The organism is Rhodococcus sp. I2R (assembly GCF_020889545.1).
Lineage (GTDB): Bacteria > Actinomycetota > Actinomycetes > Mycobacteriales > Mycobacteriaceae > Rhodococcoides.
Genome location: NZ_JAHUTG010000021.1, coordinates 1 through 25,694, shown reverse-complemented (window position 1 = coordinate 25,694; position 25,694 = coordinate 1). Strand labels below are relative to the sequence as shown.

At 64.7% G+C, this 25,694-nt stretch carries 21 protein-coding genes; 17 read left to right on the top strand and 4 right to left on the bottom strand.

Going from position 1 to position 25,694, the window contains the following annotated elements; genetic code table 11:
- Window positions 1-77: 77 nt before the first annotated feature.
- A complete protein-coding gene (locus tag KVY23_RS19265) occupies window positions 78-1,229 on the top strand; it encodes a GTP-binding protein (protein ID WP_230557907.1) in 1,152 nt (383 codons plus the stop codon).
- Window positions 1,230-1,276: 47 nt separating this feature from the next.
- Here the strand turns inward: KVY23_RS19265 and KVY23_RS19260 are convergent, their stop codons facing one another.
- Window positions 1,277-2,446: an AI-2E family transporter gene (locus KVY23_RS19260; RefSeq protein WP_230557848.1), complete on the bottom strand. Its 1,170-nt coding sequence runs from the start codon at window positions 2,444-2,446 to the stop codon at window positions 1,277-1,279.
- A 187-nt stretch (window positions 2,447-2,633) separates the two neighbouring features.
- Between KVY23_RS19260 and KVY23_RS19255 the strand changes: the two genes are divergently transcribed.
- The 3 genes from KVY23_RS19255 (at window position 2,634) to KVY23_RS19245 (ending at window position 5,655) form a co-directional block, all read left to right on the top strand.
- Complete coding sequence (locus tag KVY23_RS19255; protein ID WP_230557847.1) at window positions 2,634-3,557, top strand: dioxygenase; 924 nt, start codon at window positions 2,634-2,636, stop codon at window positions 3,555-3,557.
- 94 nt (window positions 3,558-3,651) lie between these two features.
- Complete coding sequence (locus KVY23_RS19250; protein ID WP_230557846.1) at window positions 3,652-4,953, top strand: lipase family protein; 1,302 nt, start codon at window positions 3,652-3,654, stop codon at window positions 4,951-4,953.
- A gap of 57 nt (window positions 4,954-5,010) precedes the next feature.
- Window positions 5,011-5,655: a YoaK family protein gene (locus KVY23_RS19245; RefSeq protein ID WP_230557845.1), complete on the top strand. Its 645-nt coding sequence runs from the start codon at window positions 5,011-5,013 to the stop codon at window positions 5,653-5,655.
- Between the two features lie 44 nt (window positions 5,656-5,699).
- Here the strand turns inward: KVY23_RS19245 and KVY23_RS19240 are convergent, their stop codons facing one another.
- Both KVY23_RS19240 and KVY23_RS19235 read right to left on the bottom strand, forming a co-directional pair.
- On the bottom strand, window positions 5,700-7,724 hold the full coding sequence (locus KVY23_RS19240) for a hypothetical protein (RefSeq protein WP_230557906.1): 2,025 nt from the start codon (window positions 7,722-7,724) through the stop codon (window positions 5,700-5,702).
- 41 nt (window positions 7,725-7,765) lie between these two features.
- Window positions 7,766-9,007 (bottom strand): acetyl-CoA carboxylase biotin carboxylase subunit family protein, encoded by a 1,242-nt coding sequence (locus tag KVY23_RS19235; RefSeq protein WP_230557844.1) that lies wholly within the window; start codon window positions 9,005-9,007, stop codon window positions 7,766-7,768.
- A 114-nt stretch (window positions 9,008-9,121) separates the two neighbouring features.
- Between KVY23_RS19235 and KVY23_RS19230 the strand changes: the two genes are divergently transcribed.
- From KVY23_RS19230 to KVY23_RS19170, 13 genes are all read left to right on the top strand, one after another.
- Complete coding sequence (locus KVY23_RS19230; protein WP_230557843.1) at window positions 9,122-9,577, top strand: NUDIX domain-containing protein; 456 nt, start codon at window positions 9,122-9,124, stop codon at window positions 9,575-9,577.
- 87 nt (window positions 9,578-9,664) lie between these two features.
- On the top strand, window positions 9,665-10,864 hold the full coding sequence (locus KVY23_RS19225) for an acyl-CoA dehydrogenase family protein (protein WP_230557842.1): 1,200 nt from the start codon (window positions 9,665-9,667) through the stop codon (window positions 10,862-10,864).
- Window positions 10,865-10,878: 14 nt separating this feature from the next.
- Complete coding sequence (locus tag KVY23_RS19220; protein WP_230557841.1) at window positions 10,879-11,883, top strand: phosphotransferase family protein; 1,005 nt, start codon at window positions 10,879-10,881, stop codon at window positions 11,881-11,883.
- On the top strand, window positions 11,880-12,620 hold the full coding sequence (locus KVY23_RS19215; protein WP_230557840.1) for an SDR family oxidoreductase: 741 nt from the start codon (window positions 11,880-11,882) through the stop codon (window positions 12,618-12,620). The genes KVY23_RS19220 and KVY23_RS19215 overlap by 4 nt, the downstream gene beginning before the upstream one ends.
- 214 nt (window positions 12,621-12,834) lie before the next feature.
- The gene (locus KVY23_RS19210) at window positions 12,835-13,809 is read left to right on the top strand and encodes an alpha/beta hydrolase family protein (RefSeq protein ID WP_230557839.1); all 975 of its coding nucleotides are present in this window, start codon (window positions 12,835-12,837) and stop codon (window positions 13,807-13,809) included.
- Window positions 13,810-14,246: 437 nt separating this feature from the next.
- Entirely contained in the window at window positions 14,247-15,347 is a 1,101-nt protein-coding gene (gene pdhA / locus KVY23_RS19205; RefSeq protein WP_230557838.1) for a pyruvate dehydrogenase (acetyl-transferring) E1 component subunit alpha, read from the top strand.
- A complete protein-coding gene (locus KVY23_RS19200) occupies window positions 15,344-16,354 on the top strand; it encodes an alpha-ketoacid dehydrogenase subunit beta (protein ID WP_075838555.1) in 1,011 nt (336 codons plus the stop codon). The genes pdhA and KVY23_RS19200 overlap by 4 nt, the downstream gene beginning before the upstream one ends.
- Window position 16,355: 1 nt before the next feature.
- Window positions 16,356-17,597, top strand: coding sequence for a dihydrolipoamide acetyltransferase family protein (locus KVY23_RS19195; protein WP_230557837.1), 1,242 nt, complete (start codon window positions 16,356-16,358; stop codon window positions 17,595-17,597).
- On the top strand, window positions 17,594-18,943 hold the full coding sequence (gene lpdA, locus KVY23_RS19190; RefSeq protein WP_230557836.1) for a dihydrolipoyl dehydrogenase: 1,350 nt from the start codon (window positions 17,594-17,596) through the stop codon (window positions 18,941-18,943). Before KVY23_RS19195 ends, lpdA begins: the two co-directional genes overlap by 4 nt.
- Window positions 18,944-19,022: 79 nt before the next feature.
- Window positions 19,023-19,697 carry a GntR family transcriptional regulator gene (locus tag KVY23_RS19185; RefSeq protein WP_230557835.1) on the top strand — a complete coding sequence of 225 codons (675 nt, stop codon included), beginning with the start codon at window positions 19,023-19,025 and terminating at the stop codon, window positions 19,695-19,697.
- A gap of 57 nt (window positions 19,698-19,754) precedes the next feature.
- Window positions 19,755-21,539 carry an allophanate hydrolase gene (gene atzF / locus KVY23_RS19180; protein WP_230557834.1) on the top strand — a complete coding sequence of 595 codons (1,785 nt, stop codon included), beginning with the start codon at window positions 19,755-19,757 and terminating at the stop codon, window positions 21,537-21,539.
- Window positions 21,536-22,246, top strand: coding sequence for a cysteine hydrolase family protein (locus KVY23_RS19175; protein ID WP_230557833.1), 711 nt, complete (start codon window positions 21,536-21,538; stop codon window positions 22,244-22,246). The genes atzF and KVY23_RS19175 overlap by 4 nt, the downstream gene beginning before the upstream one ends.
- Before the next feature lies 1 nt (window position 22,247).
- Window positions 22,248-23,831 carry a regulator gene (locus KVY23_RS19170; RefSeq protein WP_230557832.1) on the top strand — a complete coding sequence of 528 codons (1,584 nt, stop codon included), beginning with the start codon at window positions 22,248-22,250 and terminating at the stop codon, window positions 23,829-23,831.
- A gap of 14 nt (window positions 23,832-23,845) precedes the next feature.
- Here the strand turns inward: KVY23_RS19170 and KVY23_RS19165 are convergent, their stop codons facing one another.
- Window positions 23,846-25,537, bottom strand: a complete 1,692-nt coding sequence (locus KVY23_RS19165; protein WP_230557831.1) for an HNH endonuclease signature motif containing protein — start codon at window positions 25,535-25,537, stop codon at window positions 23,846-23,848.
- Window positions 25,538-25,694: the final 157 nt, after the last annotated feature.

Below are 25,694 nucleotides of genomic sequence, written 5' to 3'. Positions count from 1 at the left end.
AAACAATGGGCCGTGGATCCTTCGGCGAGCCCGGGCGGACACGCCGTATTGAAAACGATTATCATTAAGGGATGTCCATTGCTGCAACCCGCCCGCTACCGGTCACTGTGCTGTCCGGTTTCCTCGGAGCGGGAAAAACCACGGTGCTCAATCACATCCTGTCCAACCGCGACGGCTTGCGAGTTGCTGTCATCGTCAACGACATGAGCGAGATCAACATCGATGCCCGGCTCATCGACGGATCGATTGCCGGCGACGCCCAGCTGAGTCGAACCGAAGAGAAGCTCGTCGAACTGACCAACGGGTGTATCTGCTGCACCCTGCGTGAGGACCTCATCGAGACGGTCGGCAGACTCGCCGCTGAGGGACGATTCGACTACCTCGTTATCGAATCGACCGGGATTTCCGAGCCGATGCCCGTGGCGGCGACGTTCGAGTGGGAATTCGAGGACGGCTGCACGCTGGGTAGCGTCGCATCGATCGACACGATGGTCACTGTCGTCGACGCCTCCACATTTCTCGGCGAGATCGCCAAGGGGGAATCGTTGGCGGACCGCGAGCTCGAAGCAGGAGAGGGTGATTCGCGGTCGATCTCGGATCTGCTGGTCGACCAGGTCGAGTTCGCGGACGTCATCCTGCTGAGCAAGACCGACCTGGTCAGCGCCACTGCAGCTGGGGCCACCGAGGCGACGTTGCGCCGCCTCAACCCCCGGGCCGAGATCGTTCGCGTCGATCACGGATCGGTCGGCATCAAACGCATACTCGACACCGGCCTCTACGACCCCGATGCCGCGGCCCGTGTGTCCGGATGGGAAGAGGAGCTGACGAGCACCCATACGCCCGAAACCGAGGAGTACGGGATCCGCAGCATGGTCTATCGGTCCGACCGACCGTTCCATCCGCTGCGTTTGTCCGAAGCGCTGGGAAGACTACGCGGAGTGCTGCGCAGCAAGGGATTCTGTTGGATCGCCAGCAGGCCGATCCAGGCTGCAGTCTGGTCGCAGGCCGGCCCGACACTGATGATCGAGGGAGCCCAGAAGTGGGCCGATACCGACATCACTCCGGGGCAGGAGATCGTGTTCATCGGAGTCCGACTCAGCGAGGACGCCGCACGCACCCTGCTGGACCCGGCGCTGCTTACCGATGACGAATTGCTGGCCGGGCCGTCGGCCTGGATCACCTATCCCGATCCACTCCCGAGGTGGGCCGACCACCCCGTCCACGCATGAGTTTCGGTCATTGCGGCCGGATCGGCAGCCCTGTGGCGAGGGGTGACTTACGAGTTGTCGCTCTTCGCGGGCTCCTCTGCACCGAGATCCTCGCGCACCTTCTCGGCGATGTCGTCGTCGATACCGGAGTCCTCGTCCGATCGCAGTGCCATTTGCTCGTTCAGGTAGCGGAATAGTACGGCGGCGACTGCTGCGGCCGGAACGGCGAGAAACGCTCCGATGATGCCGAAGATCGAGGCGCCGGCGGTGACGGACAGCAACACCACGGCCGCGTGCAGGTTCATGGATTTGCTCTGCAGCACCGGCTGCAACACGTTTCCTTCGATCTGCTGTACGACGATGATGATGGCAAGCACGATCAGGGCGGTGGTGAAGCCGTTCGCCACCAGCGCGACGAGAACGGCGAGTGCTCCGGCGACGAATGCTCCGACGATCGGGATGAAGCCACCGAGGAATGTCAGGGTCATCAACACCGGGGCCAGCGGCACACCCAGAATCACCAGGCCGATGCCGATGAAGATGGCATCTATGGCGCTGACGATGGCTTGGGTGCGAATGAACCCGCCGAGTGTGTCCCACATCCGACTGAATACTTCGGCGATGTGTCCGCCCGCTTTGCCGCCGGCGAGGCCGCGCATCCATGGCAGGAAGCGGGGGCCGTCCTTGACGAAGAAGAACGTCAGTACCAGCACCAGGCCGAGAGTGACCAGCAACGATCCCGCGGTAGCGACACCCGAGAACACTCCGGTCGCGATCACCGCGCCGCTGTCCTGAAGTTGATCGGCGAGCGCCTGCACCGCATTGTCGATCTGTGCGTCATCGAGGTTGACCGGAGGGCCTTCGAACCACTCCTGCACCTGCGTGATGCCTTGGGAGGCTCTGTCAGCCAGCTCAGGCGCCTGGTTCATCACTGACGGCACGATGAAGGCGATGACGCCGGCGAGTACGCCGAGGAAGCCCAACAAGCTCGTCGCTGCGGCCAGTGCGGGTGGAAATCCGATGCGGCGCAACAGTCGAGTGAAGGGCCACAGCACCGTGCACACGATGAGCGCGAGCAGAACGGGGAGGATGATGACCCACAGTTCGCCGACGATCCATCCGATGACCCACAGGGCTGCGGCTGCAACGAGGATTACGGTCGACCATTTGGCGATCCAGAGACCACCTGCTCCGAACAGGGTGTCGCGGCCGCGACGGGTGGAGGCGTTCTCTGTCACGAGGGTCCTTTCGTCTTCGAACTCGTGCGAATACCGCAATGATGCCTGCCCTGACGCCGCGGAGTTCGCGCAGCGGGTCGTTGCACCCCGTCACTCGCTGACAGCGAACACACAGCCACCGTCCAGGCTGGCGGAAGTTTGGGTTGTTCAGATGGTGTCATCAGCAACAGACGCCCTGGAGGTCAAGATGACGCGCAACACCGACCACGAAGTTCACGAGCACGATCGCGGGCTCGGATACGACTTGAAGACGCTGGTTTCGCGGCGCAAAGCACTGATGTTCTTCGGTGCGGCCGCGGGGACCTCCGCGCTGGCAGCATGTGCCACCGGCACGTCGACGAGCACTTCGGCAGCGGAGACGACGGCGTCCGCCGCCGAGGCCACGACGGACGCGGCCTCGTGTGCAGCGGCTGCACCGCAGGAGACAGCGGGGCCGTACCCCGGCGACGGCAGCAACGGTCCGAACGTGCTGATCGAATCGGGCATCGTCCGTCAGGACATCACGAGCAGTTTCGGGTCGTACACCGGAACAGCGGAGGGTGTGCCGACCACGATCGAGCTGACTCTGCAGGATCTCGCCGCCGAATGCTCGCCCGGCGTGGGCATGGCGGTTTATCTATGGCATTGCGACCGGGACGGCGAATACTCGCTCTACAGCGAGTCGGTTGCTGATCAGAACTATCTGCGCGGAGTCCAGGTCGCGGACGCAACGGGCACGGTGTCCTTCACCTCGATCTTTCCGGCTTGCTACGCGGGCCGCTGGCCGCACATTCACTTCGAGGTCTTCGACTCGCTCGAAGCAGCAGTCGCAGGTGAGAACGCTCGTTTGACCTCGCAGATAGCCATTCCGCAGGACGCGTGCACGACGGTATTCGACTACGACTCCGGGTATTCCCGCAGTATCTCGAACCTGGCCCAGGTGTCCCTCGAATCGGACAACGTGTTCGGGGACGGCTGGGACGCCGAACTGGCCACGGTGAGCGGGACCCCAGACACCGCGATGGCGCTCTCCATCACGATCGGCGTGGCCGAGAAGTCGGCGAACACTGCCGCCGCCCCACCGGCGGGCGGACCAGGCGGCGGCCAACCACCGGAGGGTGGACAGCGCTGATTTCCGGTCATCGTGCTGGTTTTCGGTCGACTTCGCGTTACTGTGACTTGAAGACTCGTGTACTCGAGTCTGTCAACAGGGGGTGCGTGGGTACATGAGCGTCGACAGAGACACGGGCAGTGCAGCATGGCGAGCCGAACCGTGGCCCAGGCCATATCGCGCTGTCCTCCCAGCTCAGGACCCGTTCTTCGCGGCACCCGAGGGCTTCGAGTCGGCCGAGCCCGGCGCCGTGCTCCGTCACCGCGAGGTCGAGGTCGCACTGTTCGGCACCATTGCCCAGCAGGTCGATGCCTGGCAGCTGCTCTACCGAACCACCGATCTCGACGATCAGCCGCAGGTGACCGTCACCACGATCCTGCGGCAGCATGGAGCCGTCGACCTCGATCAGCCGCTGCTGTCCTATCAGTGCGCGATCGACGCGGTCTCGGAGCGCTGTTTCCCCTCGTATGCGCTGCAGCGAGGCGCGAAAGCCTGGGGCGCGGTGCCTCAGTTCGAGTTCGCGATCGTTCTGCACGCCCTGCGTCGTGGATGGGTGGTGTCCCTGCCCGACCACGAGGGCCCCGACGGCCGCTGGGGCGCCCCGCGCGAGCCGGGCTTCTTCACACTGGACGCCGTCAGGGCCGCGCTGGACTTCGAACCCCTCGACTTGAGAATCGACACGTCCGTCGGACTATGGGGGTACTCCGGTGGTGGGCTGGCTACCTCGTGGGCGGCCGAGATGGCGCCCGAGTACGCGCCTGAACTCCGCATCGTCGGAGCGGCCCTGGGATCGCCCGTCGGGGATCCGGCATCGGCGTTCATACGACTCAACGCCACGCTGCATGCCGGGCTACCCACCCTCGTCGTCGGGGGGCTGCGCCGCGCATATCCCGAACTCGACCGAATCGTGCGGGAGCACGTCAATGCCGAGGGTCTGGCATTGCTCGACTCGGTGGACGATCTCACCACGGTCGCTGCGGTGAAGAAGCTCGCCTATCACGACCTGGACAAGTACATCGACCTTCCCTTGGCCGACTTGCTGGCCAAGCCCGAAATCCTGGAGGTGTTCGAGGCCATCCAGCCGGGCCGCACCTCGCCGTCGGTGCCGATGCTCGTCGTGCAAGCCGTGCACGATCAGATCATCGCGGTGGACGACGTCGACGGTCAGGTCGATCGGTACCTCGACCACGGTGTGCACGTGACCTACCTGCGGGACCGGCTCAGTGAACACCTGACCTTGCATCCACTGGCGATGCCGCTCACCCTGGACTGGCTCCAGGACCGGTTCGACGGACATGCGCTCCCAGCGTCGGGAATCACGACGGTGTGGTCGACGGCTGCTTCGCTCGGAGCGGTGCGAGACCTTCTTTCCTTGGCTTGGTCGACGGCTACTGCGGTGTTCGGCCGCCGTCTCTGACTTCAGGCTTGTCCTACTAGCATTCGTGCAATGGCAGCGCACTTACGGTCTCGATCGATGTTGCTGTTTCTGTCGTTCGGCGCGGGTGCAACCGATGCGTTCGCGTTCCTGGCGTTGGGTGGCATTTTCACCGCCAACATGACGGGCAATCTTGTGCTCGTCGGGCTTGTGGGTCGCGAGGATTATGTTCATACGCTCATCGGGGCGTCGGTGGCGATCGCAGTGTTCTTCATGGTGCTGTTCGCCGGGTTCCGGAGCGCGTACCGCGACGGTGCTTCTGCGGCGCGCACGACTATGTGGATGCTCGGGGTGGCTGCGTCGATGCAGTGCGCGGCGGTGGCAGCGTGGTGGAATCTGGGCGGCCCGACTGACCGCGTCGTAGTCGGGGGGCTGATTTCGCTGTCCGCCGCCGCGATGGCGCTGCAGACGGTGGTCGCGCGCACCTCGACGGTGGGTGGTGGGTTGTCGACGACCTTCGTGACGGGAACGCTCGTCAACATCGTCGACGATCTCGCTCGCGGTGATCACCGCTACCTGGTGCTGCGGATGGGTGCGATCGTGGCCCTGGTGATCGGGGCGTTCGTCGGTGCGCTCGCGATTCTGGTCGCGCCCGCACTGGGGCCGGTGGTGCCGGCAGTGACGGGGTGCGCTGCATTCGCGATCAGCGTTGGCGCCGTGCGTCGTCTTCGGCACACGCAGTAGCGCGGCCGGGTGCCGGTTCGCGCACCCGGCCGCGTCGGCCCGCGTCAGTTGCTGGTTTGCGCGGTCCCGTCGGGCAGGCGCCCAGCGCCCCAGCTGCGTTCGATGTACCCGATGACGCTGTCGACCGCGGCGGTCGGCACCTTCTCCGGTTCGCCGTTCTCGAGCGGATCGGTGTGGAAAATGTAGAGACGAGACGCGAACTGTTCGAACGGCAGTGAACCTTCGCCGGCCTTCTCGCCGTTTCCTGCAGTTCCGACGACGACTCCGTCGCCCCAATCCTGACCGCTGTCGTTGTTGGGGTTGAAGAAGAACACTCGCATGATGCCGTCCGGGTCCGGAGCGACACGCAGGATGGTGATGGCGTGCCAACCGATGTAGCGGGCGGCGCTGTCGGTGACGGCGATGCCGGCGGGCTGCGGGTGGATCAGTGGCTGGCCACCGTTGTACGCGGGGTGGTACGACGAGTGGAATTGCCGGATGAAGTCGTCGAGGTCGATCAGGTTTCCGGTTGCGACGTCGACGTTGATGTGGAATCCGCGAGCCGACCACCACCCGTGAAACTCGGGATTGACCCAGCGGTGCGGATCCCCGGGACGATCCGCGCAACGGCGACCCATCTCGGCATAGATCCGGTCGAGGTGGGGAACGAGCAGCTGCGAGACGGGGTCGAGGTCGATCGGCGAGGCTGTGGCGACGCCGCTTGCACTGTCCTTGGACGAGATCGGCTGACCTTCGAAGTGCATCACGATCTCGTCGTCTCGGGCCGCCCAGACGACCATCTGCAGCAGGTAGTCCGGGTCGTTGTACGACCACATGGACAGCGCTCGCGCCGACTGGCAGGTGGGATTGTCGCCCTGTCCGACGCCGAGCGGCTGGCCCAGCATCGAGATCAACCCGCCGAGCAGTCGAGCTTCCGGCTGCGGCGTTGGGCCGAACAGATCGATGAGTCGCTGTCGCACCCCGGGATCGAGCTTCAGCTGCATTTGACGCCACAGTGACGGGACGATGGGCGGCTGATGCAGAATTCCGCGATCGAGCAGAAGTGCGATGCCGTAGAGGCACTGCGCTGCTTCCGGGTGCACGGCCGCGGTGACAAGAGCGTGCACCAATTCCGGATAGCGCTGGAGGCAGGTTCGGCCGGTTTCCGATACGCCGAGCGCCTCGCCGAGCAGGTACGGGTTGTTGTCGATGAGGAAGCGCGCGAGCGTCGCGTGGTACGGCGAGACCAGGCCGGTGTCGTGCATCGCGCGCGCGAATCCGCGGGCCTCGAACTCGAGGTCCTCGGCATCCATGACGTCGAGACGGGATTGGTAGACCTCTACGCCGGGGTCCTCCCGGCAGGCCTCGGTGGGTCCGAACAGGGCGGAGATCAGTCGATCGAGTCCCTGCCCGGATGCGCCGAGGTCGACGTTCGGGTCACCGCGGTACACGGCGATCCGAGTGACGATGGCCTTGACGTGGTCGACCTGGATGGGACGCTGACGCAGTACGCGCCAGATTTCCTCGCCGAGCTCGTCGAGCACGCTGTCGTACCCGATCTCCTCCGCGATGTAACCGAAGAGATCGCGAACGAGGTGTGCCACCCGGCCGAGCCGAACGCGCTCGGCCTCCGACGGCGGCGAGAACAAAACCTCGAGGTTCATCGCCAGTACCTGCGACAGGAAGCGCCTCGCATCCTCGGCGCTCAAGGATGGGTGCTCGTACTCACCGGCGATGATTGCGAGCATTCTGAGCTCGCTGGTTGCCTCGAGAACAACGGTGTCGACGTTGCCGCTGTGCAGACTCGTCCCGACGAAGGAGGGGACGAGTATGTCGGGGTGCGCCCAGTCCGAACCCAGGAACAGGCCGGCGTCTTCGAGTGCTGCGGCGCGTTCGCGCACCGCAGCACACCCGCCCCGCTGCATGAGCACTCGCTGCAGCGAGTCGATGACGCGTCGCAACTTCGTGCTCTTTGAGAAGTCGGGCGCAGCCGCCATCGCCTCGGTTGCATTGTCGAGCTGGGCCAGCCGTGTTTGCAGAGCGGGATCGATCTCTTGGTGCCCGCCCTCGGCCGGGTCGTCGGAGTTCATCGTCTGCGACACCGCACTGAGTCCGTTCCCGAGTTCTTGCCTCACACGTAGAAGTCCAGTTCTTCCTGACGCTTGAGCAGGTCACGCATGACGTAAGGGTCCTCGCCGAAGAAGTACAGCAGACCCCAGTGCGTACCGAATGCGGTGCGCTTGGTGACGGTCTCCTCCAACGGCGCTGCGAGGTCGTTGGTCTCGTAGTAGTCGTGGTCGGCGGTTTCCTCGGGAATCTCGAGGTTGCTCACCACGCGTCGACGTGGGTAGACGCCGAAGCAACCGGCGGTTCCGTTGGCGTCGACGACCTCGCGGGGGAAGAACGCGTCGATCTCTTCCTCGGTGGTCTTCGGGTCGAACGCCAGCACGAGCCCCTGGTAGGCGTTGAAGCCGTAGGCGCGTTCGAGCAGCTCGAAGACCTTGAAGCCTGGCGGCCGGTACGCCACCTCGCCGAAGTACATTTCGCCGTCGCTCGTGACGAAGTACTCCGGGTGGATGAACCCGAACTCGATGTCGAAGGCCTTGATGAGCTTCTCGATCTGTGCGGTGATCGCCGGACGGTACTTCTCGAGTTCCGGTGTCGCGGGCACGAATACCGAGTATCCGAGCGTGACGTACTCCGAGATGTTGAGAAACTTGATCTTGCCCTTGTGAATCCACGCCTCGACGGCGAATTCCCAACCGTCGAGGTGCGATTCCATCAGCACCGGGAACTCGTCGTCGGGGATGGAGTCGACCTCGTCGGGCGTGCGAATGACGCGGTGCCCAAGGCAGCCGGCCTTGTCGAAGGCCTTGAGGTGGATGGGGTCGTTGGGGTCGCCGTCGAGCTTGAGCAGCGTTTGATTGACGCGCCGCAGGAACCGGATGACGTCCTCGCGGTCGTGGGCTTCTTCGAAGATGCCGACACGGATACCGCCGAGCTGCGCGCGTCGCTTCATCAGCGCCTTGTCGCGCAGGAGCATGGCTTGACCGAACAACCGAGGGTTACCGAGCAGCACCGAGTTGATTGCGCCGGCCCACTCCACCGTCTCCTCGTACAGCGGGATCGCGACGTCGACGCCCTTGTCCTGCAGCGTCTCGGCGATCTCGAGTGACCGGTCGTTGAGTCGTTCGAAGTTCCATGGCAGGAACGGGATGTTGTTTTCGGTGCAGTACTGCTCGGCCCACTCCGGAGCGACGACCAGGTACCGACGGTCGAACTTGTCCAAAGCTTCCACCGCTGCCAGGCTCCAGCCCAACAGTGCTACGTAGCCCTTTTCCGGATTCTTCTCCAGGCGTGCGGGCGGCGGCATACAGGTCCTTTCCATCGATTTTTTCAGGTCAGGTCGTCTTACACCGTACATAGGTCGCCGATTCGTCTGCGCGGCGTCGGGTGTGGGCAGGCCCGGCAGTGGTGCAATCGAACAATGCCGAAACACAGCGCCGGCCTGCTGCCGTACCGATTTCGCGACGGGGTGGTGGAGGTGTTGATCGGGCACCCCGGCGGGCCGTTCTGGGCGCGCAAGGACGACGGGGTGTGGTCGGTGATCAAAGGTGAGTACACCGACGAGGATCCCCTGGTCGCGGCGCGGCGAGAGTTCCGGGAGGAAACAGGACTCGAGCTGCCCGACGGCGAAGCCGTGGCCCTGCCCGTGATTCGCCAGCGCGGCGGCAAAGTGGTGACGGTGTTCGCAGTCGAGGCAGATATCGAGGTTGACGGCGCAGTGAGCAATACCTTCGAGATGGAGTGGCCACCGCGGTCTGGGAAGAAGCAATCGTTTCCGGAGCTCGATCGGTTCGAATGGTGCAGCGTGGAGCGTGCGCGCATCAAGCTGTTGGCGGCGCAGGCTGCACTGCTCGACGCGCTGCCGCCGAGTAGCTGACCCTTGACTGAGCGAGCACGAACGTGTCAGTCTTTTCACCACCGACCGATCGATCGCTCGGTCCCGAGAAGTCCAAGGAGCGCTCCTGTGCCGATTGATCTGACCTATTCGCCCGAAGTCGAGGCGCTGATCGAGAAGACGCGGACGTTCGTGCGCACCGAGATTCTCCCGATCGAGGACGAGTTCCACGGCAACGTCGAGGACGCCGGCGGCGACGAGCTGCGCGTTCGGATGCAGCAGGCCGCCAAGGATGCGGGCGTATTCGCCCCGCACGCACCAATCGAATACGGCGGCGCGGGCCTGAACATGTGCGACCGTGCCCCGCTCTTCGAGGAGGGCGGCTACTCGCTGTTCGGTCCGCCGGCGCTCAACATCGGCGCCCCCGACGAGGGCAATGTGCACATGCTCGCCCACATCGCCTCCGATGCGCAGAAGCAGCAGTTTCTCGCCCCGCTCGCCGCGGGCGATGTTCGATCCGCGTTCGCGATGTCCGAGCCCGCTCCGGGTGCCGGGTCCGATCCGTCCGCACTGACCACCGCGGCGGTCAAGGTTGACGGTGGCTGGAAGATCGACGGGCACAAATGGTTCATCACCGGCGCCGACGGTGCAGGCTTCTTCATCATCATGGCCCGCACCTCCGGCAAGCCGGGAATGCGCGGCGGGGCGACGATGTTCCTCGCCCCAGCCGACACCAAGGGGATCAAGGTCGGCCGACACATCGGCACACTCGACAAAGCGATGATCGGTGGACACTGCGAAGTGTTCTTCGACAACGTCTTCGTTCCGGACGAGAACGTGCTCGGAGCCGTCGACGAGGGCTTCGCCTACGCGCAGGTTCGCCTCGGCCCCGCCAGGATGACCCACGTCATGCGGTGGCTCGGGGCTGCGCGGCGCGGGCACGACATCGCCGTCGCACAGGTCGCGCAGCGTGAGGGTTTCGGCTCCAAGCTCGGCGATCTCGGAATGGTCCAGAAGATGGTCGCCGACAACGAGATCGACATCGCGGCAACCCGCGCCCTGCTGATTCAAGCGTGCTTCGCACTCGATCAGGGCTCGCACGCAAGCAATGAGACCTCCATCGCCAAGACCTACGCGGCCGAGGCCGTGTTCCGCATCGTCGATCGCAGCATCCAGATGTGCGGTGGTCTCGGCGTCTCCGACGACCTCCCGCTGGCGCGCCTGTCCCGCGAAGTGCGTCCGTTCCGGGTGTACGACGGTCCCTCCGAGGTGCACCGGTGGGCCATCGCCAAACGTGTTGTCGGCGCAGCGAAGAAGGCGGCACAGTGAAGGATCTACCAGGAATGAACACGCCGGCTCTGGCGCAGTTCTTGAGCGAGAGCGGCATCGAACTCGCCGGAGATCTGCGCGTCGAACTCATCAGCGGCGGTCGTTCCAATCTGACGTTCAAGGCCTACGACGACAAGTCCGCGTGGGTCGTTCGACGGCCCCCGACCAGCGGGCTGACGCCGTCGGCGCACGACATGGCCCGCGAGTGGGCGGTGACGAGTGCACTGCAGTCGACGGCAGTCCCGGTCGCCGAGACTGTCGCCTTCGATGCCGAGGGGACTGTGCTGGGCGCACCGATGACGGTGGTCGGATTCGATCCCGGCCGGGTGATTCGGACCAGAACCGACCTCGAAAGCCTGTCCGACGAGCAGATCACCGCCAACACCGCTGAGCTCATCCTAGTCCTCGCGGCACTGCACGATGTCGACTACGAGGCCGTCGGGCTCGGATCATTCGGCAAGCCCGACGGATTCGTCGGCCGTCAGGTCAAGACCTGGTCGCGGCAATGGGAACGGGTGAAGACGCGTGAGTTGCCAGATGTGGAGAAGTTGCGCGAGAAGCTCGCCGCGAACATCCCGTCGCGGTCCGCGTCCTCGATCGTGCACGGTGATTATCGCGTCGACAACGTGATCCTGAAGGCCGACGATCCCGGTTCGATTGCGGCCGTAGTTGACTGGGAGATGTCCACCCTCGGCGATCCGCTCACGGACGTGGCGCTCATGTGCGTGTACCGCCAACCGATCTTCGACGACGTGTTGGGCGTCAGTGCGGCATGGACGAGCAGTCGCTACCCCTCGGCCGACGATCTGGCCGAGCAGTACAGTCGTCGATCTGGAACTGCGTTGTCGGACTGGAACTTCTACATCGCGTTGGCGAACTTCAAGCTCGGAGTCATCGGCGAGGGCATCACCTACCGCGCCCTCGCCGGGTCCGATACCGGCTCGGGAGCCTCGACCGCTGCCGAGGCCACACACGAGTTCATGGCAGCTGGTCTGCGCGCACTGGACGGCAGGCAATGACGACCTCGAAGTCTGCACTGGTGACCGGCGGCTCCCGCGGCATCGGTCTTGGAATCGCCACCCGCCTATCGGAATTAGGCTATGCGTTGACCGTCACCGCGCGCGATGCGGCGACCCTGGACGCTGTTGCTCCGACGCTGAAAGCCGCCGGAGCACCCGAGGTGGTCACCGTCGCTGCCGATCTTGCGGACCGAGCCGCGGCCGATCGCATCATCGATGCGCACAAGTCGACATACGGGTCGATGGACGCACTGGTGCTCAACGCCGGCGTCGGGACCGCAGGTTCGATCGCCGACTATCCGATGCGCCGCTTCGACAAGACGCTGGACGTCAACTTCCGCGCCCCGTTTGCGCTGCTACAGGGCTCGATGCCGCTGTTGCGCACAGCGGCGGAGAACAATCCGGAGGGCGGGGCCAAGGTAATCGCGCTCGCGTCGATGGCCGGGGTCTATTCCGAGGCCGGACTCGCCGTCTACGGAGCGACGAAGGCTGCGATGCTGTCGCTGATCGACACCCTCAACGCCGAGGAAAGTGGCAACGGAATCTGCGGCACGTCCATCGCTCCCGGCTACGTGGACACCGATATGAGCGACTGGACCAAGGACACGATCCCGGCCGAAACGATGATCCGGGTCGCCGACATCGTTGAGCTCGCGTCGAGCATCCTTGCGCTGTCCTCGCGTGCTGTGGTCCCGCGCATCGTGGTGAATCGGGCGGGAGCCGGGCTGGGAGCGTAGGCCCGGTCGCGTTGGCCCGGTCCCGTTGGCCCGGTCCCGTTGGCCCGGTCCCGTGGCATGAATGGAGCATTCAAGCCGTCTAGCCGTTGTGATGGCCCATTCATGCGGCGTGCGGACGGTCCAGGAGTTCATTCTCGATGCCCGTGTGGGAAGACGGGATGTGCGAAACTTTCCGATGGGTGGCCGTCGGAGCCGCATCGATTTCGGGGGTTGCATGTTCAGCACACGGCGGATCGCGGTGTTCTTCGTCGTTCTCGCATTGAGTTCGGTCGGAATGCCGACAGTGGCCAGCGCGCAACCCGGGGCAGCTCACATCACCTCGCGCGACGACGTGAGCGAGACGTTGGCACAGCTGTCGGTGTATTCGCCCAGCATGGACCGCGCGATCGAGGTGCAGGTACTGACCCCCGTTGTCGGTGCAGGTCCTCGTCCGACCCTGTACATGCTCAGCGGTCTCGGTGAGGAAGACCCGTCGAACAGCATGTGGCTGCGCAAGGGCAGCGCCGCCGGCTTCTTCCGTGACAAGAATGTCAACGTCGTGCTCCCCCTCGCCGGGCCGGGGAGCTTCTATGCAGACTGGCAGCGTGACGACCCGGCGTTGGGGCGCTACCAGTGGGAAACCTTCCTGACCGAAGAACTGCCGCCGCTGATCGACGCCGAATTCGACGGCAACGGACGCGACGGCATCGCGGGACTGTCGATGGGTGCGCAGTCGGCCATGATGCTGGCCTCGCGCAATCCCGATTTCTACTCTGCCGTAGCGGCCTACAGCGGATGCTTCACCTCGGCGGAGCCCGCGGGGCAAGGCAGTATGCGCGCAATCGTGTCCGCTTTCGGGGGCGATGCGAACAACATGTTCGGCGGACCGCTCGACCCCGACTGGGCAGCCCACGACGTGGTGATCAACGCAGAAGGACTTCGCGGCCAAGCCATCTACGTATCCGTCGGCACTGGTTATCCCGGACGGCACGAGTCTTTCCAGACTGCACAGGACTGGGACAGGGTGATCATCGGCGGCGCCATCGAGGCGGGGGCCAACTATTGCACCCACCGACTCGACGAGAGGCTGCGTTCGATGGGTATCCGGGCGACCTTCGACTACGAGAACGCCGGCACCCACTCCTGGCCCTACTGGGTTGACCAATTGCCGAAGAGCTGGCCCACCCTCGCGGGCGGTTTGGGGCTGTAGCTTATCGCCAACGCGAGCGCTGGATTGCACCGAACATCTCGGGCTGGGGACGGGCGGACAACGGCCTATGGGCTAGTCGTCGACTACGAACACGGGCACCATCTCGCTTCCCTGAGTGAGACTGAGCAGCTTAAAATCGCAGTGGCTCAGCCGCACAATCCAGGAATGTCCGAATGGATGGCACGCGGGTTGGTCGCGGCGGCGGATGCGCCTGTGGGATCCGACCGACGTGCCAGGTTCTACCAACTCAGCTGATGCCACGCGCGCCCTTCGAGTTGGCCCTGCTGAGCTGATGCGGAGCACTCAATGCGCACAACTCGAGCATCATTTCGTAACCGCGAACCGTGCATATTGCTCACTTCTGAACCCTTCTATTGCGCCTCCTGGCGATTATTGGTTGTGTTCTAGGTAACAGTGCAACCGTCACGGAGGCCGCCATGAACACCGCCTACTTCACCACCGGCGACGAACTGATTCAGATCGTCGCTCCCGACGGCGCGCGTAGCGAACCGTCCGAGTTCAGCGAGTCCGTCGCCGACATCAGCACCGACAAGCTGTGCGATCTGTACGAGGACCTCGTCGTCGTGCGGCGTATCGACGCCGAGGCCACCGCGCTGCAGCGGCAGGGTGAACTGGGACTGTGGGCGCCGCTGCTCGGGCAGGAGGCAGCTCAGGTCGGATCCGCGCGAGCGCTGCGCAGTGACGATTTCGTCTTCGGCAGCTATCGCGAACACGGCGTCGCGTACTGCCGCGGCGTGGATCCGACGCAGATGCTTCGGTTCTGGCGCGGATCGACGCAATCCGGCTGGGACCCGTACCGATACAACATGACGACACCGGCGATCATCGTCGGCTCCCAGGCCCTGCACGCCACCGGGTACGGCCTCGGGATGAAGTTCGACGGCGTGGAAGGTGCGGTCATCACCTACTTCGGTGATGGCGCGACCAGCCAGGGCGATATCTCCGAAGCATTCGGCTTCGCAGCGAGTTTCGAAGCCCCTGTGGTGTTCTTCTGCCAGAACAATCAGTGGGCCATCTCCGAACCGGTCGCGCTGCAGACGCATACGTCCATCGCCGAGCGCGGGCGCGGATTCGGCGTCCCGGCGCTGCGGGTGGACGGCAATGATGTGCTCGCGGTGCTGGCGGCGACCAGAACCGCCCTGATGCGAGCGCGGGAAGGTAGCGGACCGACGCTGATCGAGGCGGTCACCTACCGAATGGGCCCACACACCACCTCGGACGATCCGACGCGGTACCGGCCCGCCGGACTCGACGACGAGTGGCGAGCCAAAGACCCCATCGACCGCATCGAGCGACTGCTCGAACGCGAGGGCGTCATGGACGAGACCCTGCGGGGCCGCGTGGCCGAGCGCGCCGATGACACTGCTGCCGACCTGCGTCGCGGCTGCCTCGGCACCGTGGAACCGGCCCCGATGTCGCTGTTCGACAACGTCTACGCGGACCCGCATCCGCTGATCGACGAGGAGCGCGAGGCGTACGCCGCGTATCGCGCCGGATTCGAAGGAGTTCAGTCATGACCGCGACGCTTGCTGCACCCGCTGCCCTTCCTATGGGGAAGGCGCTCAATGCCGCGTTGCGCCGCGCGATGGAGGACGACGCGAAGGTCGTACTTCTCGGCGAGGACATCGGCAAGCTCGGCGGGGTCTTTCGCATCACCGACGGGTTGCAGAAGGACTTCGGCCCGAACCGAGTCATCGACACTCCGCTGGCCGAGTCCGGAATCGTCGGTACGGCAGTCGGACTCGCGATGCGCGGCTACCGGCCCGTGGTAGAGATCCAGTTCGACGGCTTCATCTACCCGGCGTTCGACCAGATCGTCTCGCAGGTGGCCAAGCTGCACTATCGTACGGGCGGCAACGTGAAGATGCCCATCACCATCCGCGTGCCCTACGGCGGCGGAATCGGTGCCGTCGAACATCATTCGGAATCACCCGAGGGATACTTCGCTCAGACGGCCGGTTTGCGCGTGGTCAGCTGCAGCAATGCCGCCGACGCCAACATGATGTTGCGTCAGGCAATCGCCTCGGACGACCCGGTGCTGTTCTTCGAGCCGAAGCGCCGCTACTGGCAGAAGGGCGATGTCGACGTCACCGCCTCGATCGAGGACGCCTACCCGCTGCATCGCGCGCGCGTTCTCCGCGAGGGAGTCGACGCGACCGTCCTCGCCTACGGGCCCTTGGTGGCGACGGCGCTGCAGGCCGCGGATATCGCAGCGGGGGAGGGGCGCTCGCTCGAGGTGATCGATCTGCGCTCGCTCTCACCGCTGGACATGGACACCATCGCAGCGTCGGTGCGCAAGACGGGCCGGCTCGTCATCACCCACGAGGCCGCCACCTTCATGGGCATCGGTGCGGAAATTGCTGCACGCGTGCAGGATCAGTGCTTCTACAGCTTGGAGGCACCGGTTCAGCGGGTCGGTGGGTTCACCGTTCCCTATCCGCCCGCCAAACTCGAGGAGTACTTCCTCCCCGACGCCGACCGGATTCTCGACGCAGTCGACCGCACCCTGATTGGACCTGCCTGACATGACACAGAGCTTCCGGCTGCCCGATCTCGGTGAGGGACTCACCGAGGCCGAACTGGTCACGTGGCTCGTCGAGGTCGGCGATACCGTCGAACTCAACCAGGTGATCGCCGAGGTCGAAACAGCCAAGGCCTCCGTCGAACTGCCCTCGCCCTACGCCGGGACAGTCACCGCGCTGCGCGCCGAAGCGGGCACCACCGTCGAGGTCGGAACGCCCATCATCGATATCTCCGACGGCGACGGCAGCGGTCCGGTTGCCGAGGAACCTGCACAGGACGAGGAGCGGATACCTGTCCTCGTCGGCTACGGCGTCGCCGGGGAGGGGCGTAGCCGGCGCGGGGACAGGAAGGTATCCGAGCCGGAGCACACCCCTGTCGAGAGTTCGAAACCACTGGCCTCCCCGCCGGTGCGGTATATCGCACGGCAGGAAGGCATCGATCTGGCCGATGTGCCGGCCACGGGGCCCCGCGGCGAGGTGACCCGCGAGGACATCGCGGCGTACCTGTCCGATCGCCATGAACCCGTCCTGGTCGAAACCGCTCGAAACGAAACCCGCACACCGATCAAGGGCGTCCGGAAGCACACAGCCGCGGCGGTGGTGTCGAGTGCGTTCACAGCCCCGCACGTCACCGAGTTCATCACCGTCGACGTGACGCCGACCGTCGAACTGCTCGACAAGCTGCGCGGCACGAAGCACTTCCGCGATATCAAGCTGACGCCGTTGGCGCTCGTCGCGAAGGCCCTCGTTGTTGCGCTGCGGTCCAATCCGAGCCTGAACTCGGAATGGGACGAGGAGAATCAAGAGATCGTGACCAAGGGGTACGTCAATCTCGGTATCGCTGCCGCGACGCCGCGGGGCCTGATGGTGCCCAATATCAAGGATGCGCACACGCTCGGTCTGCGGGATCTCGCGCGGGCTCTCGGCGAACTGACCGAGACGGCCAAGGAAGGAAAGACCGGACAGGCCGATCTCGTCGACGGAACCATCACCATCACCAATGTCGGTGTCTTCGGGGTGGATTCGGGGACTCCGATTCTCAACCCGGGGGAGGCGGCGATCCTGTGCTTCGGCGCGATCCGTCGTCAACCGTGGGAGTTCGAGGGTGAGATTGCGCTGCGATCGCTGACGACGCTGAGTCTGTCGTTCGATCATCGCCTCGTCGACGGTGAACAGGGTTCGCGCTTCCTCGCAGATATCGCCTCGGTCCTTTCGGATCCGCTCAATCTGATTGCGCTGGCATGAGCGCGATACCCGACGTCGTCATCCTGGGAGGCGGATCGGGTGGCTACGCGTGCGCCTTCCGTGCGTCGCAACTCGGCATGTCGGTGACGCTGATCGAGAAGGACAAGGTCGGCGGCACCTGTCTGCATCGCGGTTGCATCCCGACGAAGGCACTGCTGCATTGCGCCGAGGTCGCCGACACCGCGCGCGACAGCGAGGAGGTGGGGGTGCGAAGCAGCTTCGACGGTATCGACATGGCCGGCGTGCACTCCTACAAGGATGGCGTCGTCACCAAGTTGTACAAGGGTCTGCAAGGGCTCGTTGCCGCGCACAAGATCGAATTGATCAGCGGCACCGGTACGTACGTCGGCGAGAGGACCGTGGAGGTGGATGGACGCCGCATCACCGGCAAATCCGTGGTGCTCGCAACCGGGTCCCATGCGAAGGTACTGCCGGGGATCGAGCTGGGCCCGCGCGTGTTCACCAGCGACCGGGCGTTGACGCTCGACACTGTGCCCACGCGGGCGATCGTGCTCGGTGGCGGTGTGATCGGCGTCGAATTCGCCAGTGTGTGGGCCTCGTTCGGCGTCGACGTGACGATCGTCGAGGCACTGCCGAGGCTCGTGGCCGGCGAGGACGAATGGTCCTCGAAGCAGCTGACCCGTGCTTTCCGCAAGCGCGGTATCACCGCCAAGACATCGTCACCGTTCACCGGTGTGAAGGAAGCACGCGATGGGGTGAGCGTGACGCTCGCATCCGGTGAGACGCTCGACGCGGATGTGCTGCTCGTGGCGGTGGGCCGAGGTCCCAATGTCGAGAACCTCGGAGGCGTTGTCCTGGATGAAGGTTTCGTCGAGGTCGATTCGGTACTGCAGACCAGCGAGCCCGGCGTGTACGCCGTCGGCGACATCGTGTGCGGACCCCAACTGGCGCACAGAGGATTTCAGCAGGGCATTTTCGTCGCCGAGCAGATTGCGGGGCTGGCCCCGAAATCGGTACCCGATTCCGCAGTCCCCCGCGTGACGTACACCAATCCGGAAGTAGCATCCGTCGGTCTCACCGAGGCGCAGGCCGTCGAGCAGTACGGCGATGTGGACACCACCGTCTACGACCTGGCGGGCAACGGCAAGAGCCAGATCCTCGGGACATCCGGTGGTGTGAAGCTGGTACGTGCGGGCGGCGCTGTTGTCGGCATCCACATGGTGGGGGCCCGTGTGGGTGAACTTATCGGCGAGGCCCAACTGGTGGTGAACTGGGGCGCGTACCCGGAGGAGGTCGCGCATCTGATCCACGCTCACCCCACCCAGTCCGAGGCATTCGGTGAAGCCCACCTCGCGCTCGCGGGCAAGCCGCTGCACTCGCACTAGATGCGCCGATCACCGATCCGACGCGGCCGAAAGGGAGCATTCCTGCACTGCTCCCGGTCGAGTTCGTAGACTGGCGGACATGACCTCACCGACGAACAAGGCTGCGCTGCCGCTGAGTCTCGTCGAGATGGCCACTCGCCAGGTCCGCTCCGAGGTGCTCAGCGGTGCGCTCGAGCCGGGGTCTCGCGTAGTGGAGGAAACGCTGTGCGCCCGGCTCGGTATCAGCAGGGCGCCGGTGCGGGAGGCGTTGAGGCTGCTCGCGCAGCAGGGCCTGGTCGAGCATCTGCCGCGTCGAGGGTTCCGGGTGACAGTGTGGTCCTCGGCCGACATTCTGCAGTTGTTCGAGCTCCGGCAGGTCCTCGAACAGCATGCGATCAGGCGCGCTCTTCCGCTGGATACGACACACGGGGATCCGTTCAGCGGTGCCCGTTCGGCCCTCGACGACATGCGCGAGGCCGATGCACGCGGCGAGTCGCTCGAGAAGGACGACGCCCATCGGCGATTCCACGAGGCCATCGTCGGGCTGGCAGGCAGCCACCAACTGGACCTTGCATACGCGCCGATCCTGCTCAAACTGCAGTTGCCGATGGCCCGCAACCTGCGAGAAGAGGCGCGTATCGCGAAGCCGGTCGACGGTATCCGTCGTCACGCCGTCCTGCTCGAGGCGGTGGAGTCCAATGACGCGGCCACGGCGTCGGCAGCGCTGAAGGAGCACGGCGAGCTCACGTACCTCCACCTCGAGAGTATTTGCTAACAGACTAGAAACACGCCGTCCACCTGCAGTAACGTGAAACTGTCGACAATCGACGGTATGAATGGTCCAGTAGCAGGCCCGAGTGTCACCGAGCTCCTCACCTCGTATCGAACAGGGTCGAGCTCCCCGACGAACACCGTCGACAAGCTCGCTGATGCCCTCGAACTACGCGGTGACGACGGCACCTGGATAACCGTGCTCGGGCGAGACGAACTCCGCCGCGCCGCCGCCGAACTCGAATCGCGCGAAGGAGCCTCGGAGCTGCCGCTCTACGGCATCCCGTTCGGCGTCAAGGACAGCATCGACGTGGCCGGCTTCCCGACCACGCTCGCCTGCCCCGAATACGGATACATCGCCGACTCGACCGCGCCTTGCGTACAGGCTCTGATCGACGCCGGTGCGCTGTTCGTCGGCAAGACGAGCCTCGACCAGTTCGCGACCGGTCTCAACGGGACCCGCACGCCGCACACGATTCCGCGCAGCGTGTACGGCAACGACATGATCTCCGGCGGATCGAGTTCCGGATCCGCCTTGGCAGTGGCGTTGGGACAGGTCCCGTTCTGCGTGGCCACCGATACCGCCGGATCCGGTCGAGTGCCTGCTGCACTCAACGGGATCATCGGGTGGAAGCCCTCGCGCGGGCTCATCAGCACCGTCGGCCTTGTGCCCGCGTGCAAGTCCCTCGACTGCATCACCCTGATGGCAACCTGCGTGGCAGACCTCGACCTGATCTTCGACATCATCAGCGGCATCGATCCACGTGACGGTTGGTCCCGAGGAAGGGGGCCGAAATACGACGGCCGCGACATCCGTATCGGGCTGCCCGACGAGAGTGAGCTCGACTTCTTCGGCGACGACGTCATGGCGGATGCGCATCTCGCCGTCCGCACTTCGCTTGCCGATCGGGGCTTCACCACCACGGCAGTGACACTCACACCATTTCTCGACGCCGGATCGCTGCTCTACCAGGGCCCGTGGGTCGCGGAGCGACTCGTCGAGTTCGACGAGTTCCTCACCGAGCACCCGGACTCCATCGTCCCCGTGGTTCGCGAGATCCTGCTCGGGGGCCGTAAGTACACAGCCATCGATGCGTTCCGCGCACTACAGCGGCTGCAGCGATTGCGCAGTGAGGTTTCAGGGTTGTGGAACTCGATGGACGTGATGATCGTCCCCACTATCGGAACCACCTTCACGGTGCCCGAGGTTCTTCAGGACCCAATCGGGTGCAACACCAAGCTGGGGCACTACACCCACTTCGGAAATCTGTTGGACCTCAACGCCGTTGCGGTCCCCGCCGGAGTTACGGCCGACGGACGCCCCTTCAGTCTGATGGTGATCGGACCTGCACTGACAGACGACACCGTCCTTGCGGTCGCAGCTCGATTGCTGGGAGAACCGCGTGCCGCATCTGACGGGTACACCGTCGATATCGTGGTCGCCGGCCATCACTTGGCCGGCGAACGCGCCAACGGTCAACTCACCGAGCTGGGCGGATCTCTGGTGAAGGTCACCTCCACTGCGCCGAGCTATCGACTGCTGCGCATCGGAGCGCAGGATCCGACGCCTGGACTGCTTCGCGTCCCCGACGGTGGACGCGCAATAGACGTGGAGCGGTGGCGCCTGCCCGCCGCCGCTCTGGCTGTACTCGCGGGCAGAACGCCGGCTGTGCTCGCTCTGGGACGGGTGCATCTGGCCGACGGATCGACGGCCCTCGGTTATGTCTGCGACGCGGCAGTGCAGACCGGGGCATCGTCATCTTCCGTCGAGGACATCAGCGAGTTCGGCGGCTGGCGCGCGTACTCCCAGTCGATCAATACACCGACAGCACAGGAGGTCTCATGAACGAATCGTATGTATCGGATGCCTCGCCCACCCCGTTCACCATCCCCGCCGGGAAGACGGCGCTACTCGTCATCGACATGCAGCGCGACTTCCTGCTGCCGGGTGGATTCGGGGAAAGCCTCGGAAACGATGTCGACATGCTCCGCAACGTCATCGAGCCACTTGCGGCGCTCATTGCTGCAGCACGTGAGCACGGGGTACCGGTGATCCACACCAGGGAAGGGCATCTGCCCGACCTTTCGGACTGTCCACCCGCCAAACTCAACCGAGGTAAGCCCTCGCAGCGCATCGGAGATCCAGGTGCGTTCGGGCGCATCCTTGTTCGAGGAGAGTACGGACACGACATCGTCGACGAACTAGCGCCGATCGACGGTGAGACTGTCATCGACAAGCCAGGAAAGGGTGCCTTCTACGCCACGGATCTCGTCGAGGTTCTCGAGATGGCCGGCATTACGACGCTCCTCGTCACTGGCGTCACCACCGAGGTGTGTGTGCACACCACTGTCCGCGAAGCCAATGACCGGGGATACGAGTGCCTCGTCGTATCCGATTGTGTGGGTTCCTATTTCCCCGAGTTCCAGCGCGTCGGCCTCGACATGATCGCAGCGCAGGGCGGGATCTTCGGCTGGACATCGCCGTCCGACGAGGTCATTGCTGCAATCGGTGAGCTCGCTCCATCACCTGCACTCCACACGAACAGGATTTGACATGAGCACCGAAGTTAAAGATTCGACCGCGCCGAGCTCCTTTGTCCTACCGTGGTGGACGAGAGGCGATACCAACGCCTTCTTCGGCCTCGGCTTCAATATCCTCGTCAACGTTCTGACCCTGACGACGCTCAGTATTGCCGTGGTCGGTATTTCCTCCAACGATGTGCTGGGAACGGTGTTGCCGGCGCTCGGCGTTGCCCTGATTCTGGGCAATCTCTACTACATGATTCTCGCGCGACGACTGGCCAAGCGAGAGAGACGAACCGACGTCACTGCACTGCCCTACGGCCCGAGTGTGCCGCACATGTTCATCGTCGTGTTCGTGGTGATGCTGCCGGTGTACCTCGCTACCGGAGATGCTGTGCAGGCCTGGGCTGCAGGCTTGGCTTGGGCGTTCATGATCGGCATCATCGTGATGATCGGTGCGTTCGTCGGCCCGTACATTCGCAGGATCACCCCGCGGGCCGCGATGCTCGGCACCCTCGCCGGAATCTCGATCACCTTCATCGCGATGCGCCCTGCTGCGCAGATGTGGGAGGTGGCGTGGATCGGATTGCCGGTCCTGGCAATCATTCTCATCGGCTTCTTCACCGATGTGAAGCTGCCCGGCAACATTCCAGTAGGTCTCGCGGCACTCCTGGTAGGCACGGCGATCGGATGGATCGGCGGGTACATGTCGGTACCCGACGTCACCGAGGCGGCGAGCAACATCGCACTTGGCTTGCCGGACCTGCGCCTGGATCTGCTGCTCGACGGGCTCGGCAATCTGGCGCCACTGCTGGCGACCGCGATTCCTCTCGGCGTCTACAACTTCACCGAGGCGATGAGCAATGTGGAAAGTGCCTCTGCCGCAGGGGACAACTACAACCTCCGCAGTGTGCTGCTCGCCGACGGAATGGGTGCGGTCATCGGTTCGGCATTCGGATCGCCGTTCCCGCCTGCGGTGTACATCGGCCATCCAGGATGGAAGGACGCCGGTGGCCGTACGGGGTACTCGCTGGCAGCGGGTGTCGCGATCGGGCTCATGTGTTTCCTGGGTCTCTTCGGTCTACTCGCCACCCTCCTGCCGATCCCTGCGATCGTGCCGATCCTGCTGTACATCGGATTGCTGATCGGTGCGCAGGCATTCCAAGCGGTTCCGCGACTGCATGCGATCGCCGTCGTGGTCGCGCTGCTGCCGAACCTCGCGGAATGGGCCGTCGGACTGATCGACAACGCGCTCAGTGCGGCAGGAACTTCGGCGTCGGAAGTGGGGAGTGAGGCCCTCGGCCAGGCAGGCGTCGTCTACGACGGGTTGAAGACGTTGGGCGCCGGAGCGGTGCTCGCGGGGTTGGTCCTCGGAACGATCGTCACCTTCATACTGGACAAACGTTTCCTCGCTGCAGCGGCGGCCGCAGGTGTCGGGGCGGTGCTCTGCTGGATCGGCCTCATCCATTCCCACGAGGTCGGGTGGGCGGCGAATCCGCAGGTCGCGCTCGGGTATCTGTTCTTCGGCCTGGTGTGCTTGGCGTACTCGCAGCTGCCGTCGGCCAGGACCCGGCCCGAGGTCGTCGAGGACGACGAGCCGGCGATAGTCGAGTAGGAGTGATCGGGGGGTCAGAATGGTGGGTCCTCCTCGACGGGGTGACGCGCTTGCTGGCCCGTCGCCATCGCGGGTCGGGGTGAGCCCGTGCCGCACGTCGTCCGCCGCTTGCGTGGTACGTGCGGCACGGGTGACTCTTCGGAGTGATCCGTTCTGCCAGCCAGGTTTCCGGGCAACGTGACTGCGGTGGTGCCCGAACTCGACACCCAGTAGTCGACACCGCCGGCAAGCATGGTGGGTATCCACACGCCCATGGTCTTGAGCATGTGGTGATAGCGGCACAGGCAGTGCAGGTTGGTCAGAATCGTCCAGCCGCCGTGCCCGGGATCGTATTGACGGAATGGGACGACGTGGTCGATCTCGCAATTGGCGGAGGGGACATCGCAACCGGGGTGGCGGCAGGTGCGATCCCGGTGCCGGACGCAGTCGGCGAGGGCGCTGCTTGGACGGTAGGTGAGGGCGCCCCCGGGTGGTTCGGCGTATCCACCGTGTCCGTCGGGGTACAGCGCGGTTCCGAGGGCGGGGTTCGCGGCGATGGCTGCCTCCAATGCCGTGATCAAGGTGTTCGCGCCGCGGTACTCGCCCGTGGCTTGGATGCCCGGCGGAATCGGCCCCGCGGCGGGGGACTTCGGTAGATTCAATCCTGCTCTGCGACGACCCCGCCCGAGCGGATGGAAGATCTGATGCGAAGCGCGCTTCGGGGAGTCGCCGACACTGTTCTCCTCGCCGGCTGCACCGTTGATCCCGATTTGTTCGGCTAGGTCCGCAGCCTCGGTGACGATGAGTTGCCAGGTCGCGTTCTCCGACAGCTGGCGGGCGTAGTCGGCGTCAATGAGGCCGTGCCCGGCGAGGTGCGCGGGTAGATCAGCCAATCCGACCAGCGTATTCAGGTCGATGGTGATGTGGGTGAGTGGTCGGCGATGATCGGGTAGGTCGCGTCGCGCGGTGCAAGGGTGGTCCTCATCGACCTCGCAGGTGCACGCCAGATAGTCATCGCGACGAAGGAGTGCGATGTAGGCGGCGGCGAGGCGTTGACCGCGGGTGCGAGGGTCACGCGGGCACAGGGTGGCGGCCATCTCGTTGATCAGTTGCCAGCATGCCGCGGCGTCGCCGGCTTCGAGGTCCGCTTCGATGGTCGAGAGGATGTCTTTGTCGCGGTAGCGCACCCGGGTCAGGACCGTGGTGATGTCCTTGCGGAGTGCAGCCGCCTCCTGCGGTGCGATGCGGTGCATGATGTCGGCGATCTCGGTGGCAAGGGGACCGGGCGAGAGCCTTCGGGCGGCGTGCAGTATCTCCGACTGAGCCGCCTCGACGGCACCGAGCGTGTACGAGCTGGTAGTGCGGTAGATGGCGCGAACACGGGCCAGGTCGAACTCGCCGGCGTCGAATGCCGCTCTGACAGCAGGCAGACGCAGCCGAAGGTCCATCCCGATCTCGGCGAGGGTGTCAGCCACGGCCTTCGAACAGCCCAGAACTTTCGCGGTCTCGGATGCCGCGTAGTGGCCGGCATCGGTGACGTGGTCGCCCACCAGGACGTTCTGGTGGATGCAGTAGTCCCAAATATTCGCGGCAAGTGCGACTTTGCGCGCGCAGGCTTGGTTTTCGAGGATGGCGATGTCGGCCAACTCCTGCAGCCAGCCGGCATCGACGACCGGCGTCTTGAACGGGCCCAGCTGGTACGCGAATATGCTGCGACTCCTCGACATGAATGCGCCCCCCGGCTTTCGTTCGACCATCATATTAGAACGTATGTGGCGCTCCTGAGGTTTGTGTGGGCGCCATTTCTGCTGTTCAGGGCGGGTTGTGTTGTTGGACGCAGTGTTCGGCGAGTTGCCGGTGAGATGAGGGACGCGCACGTGTTGG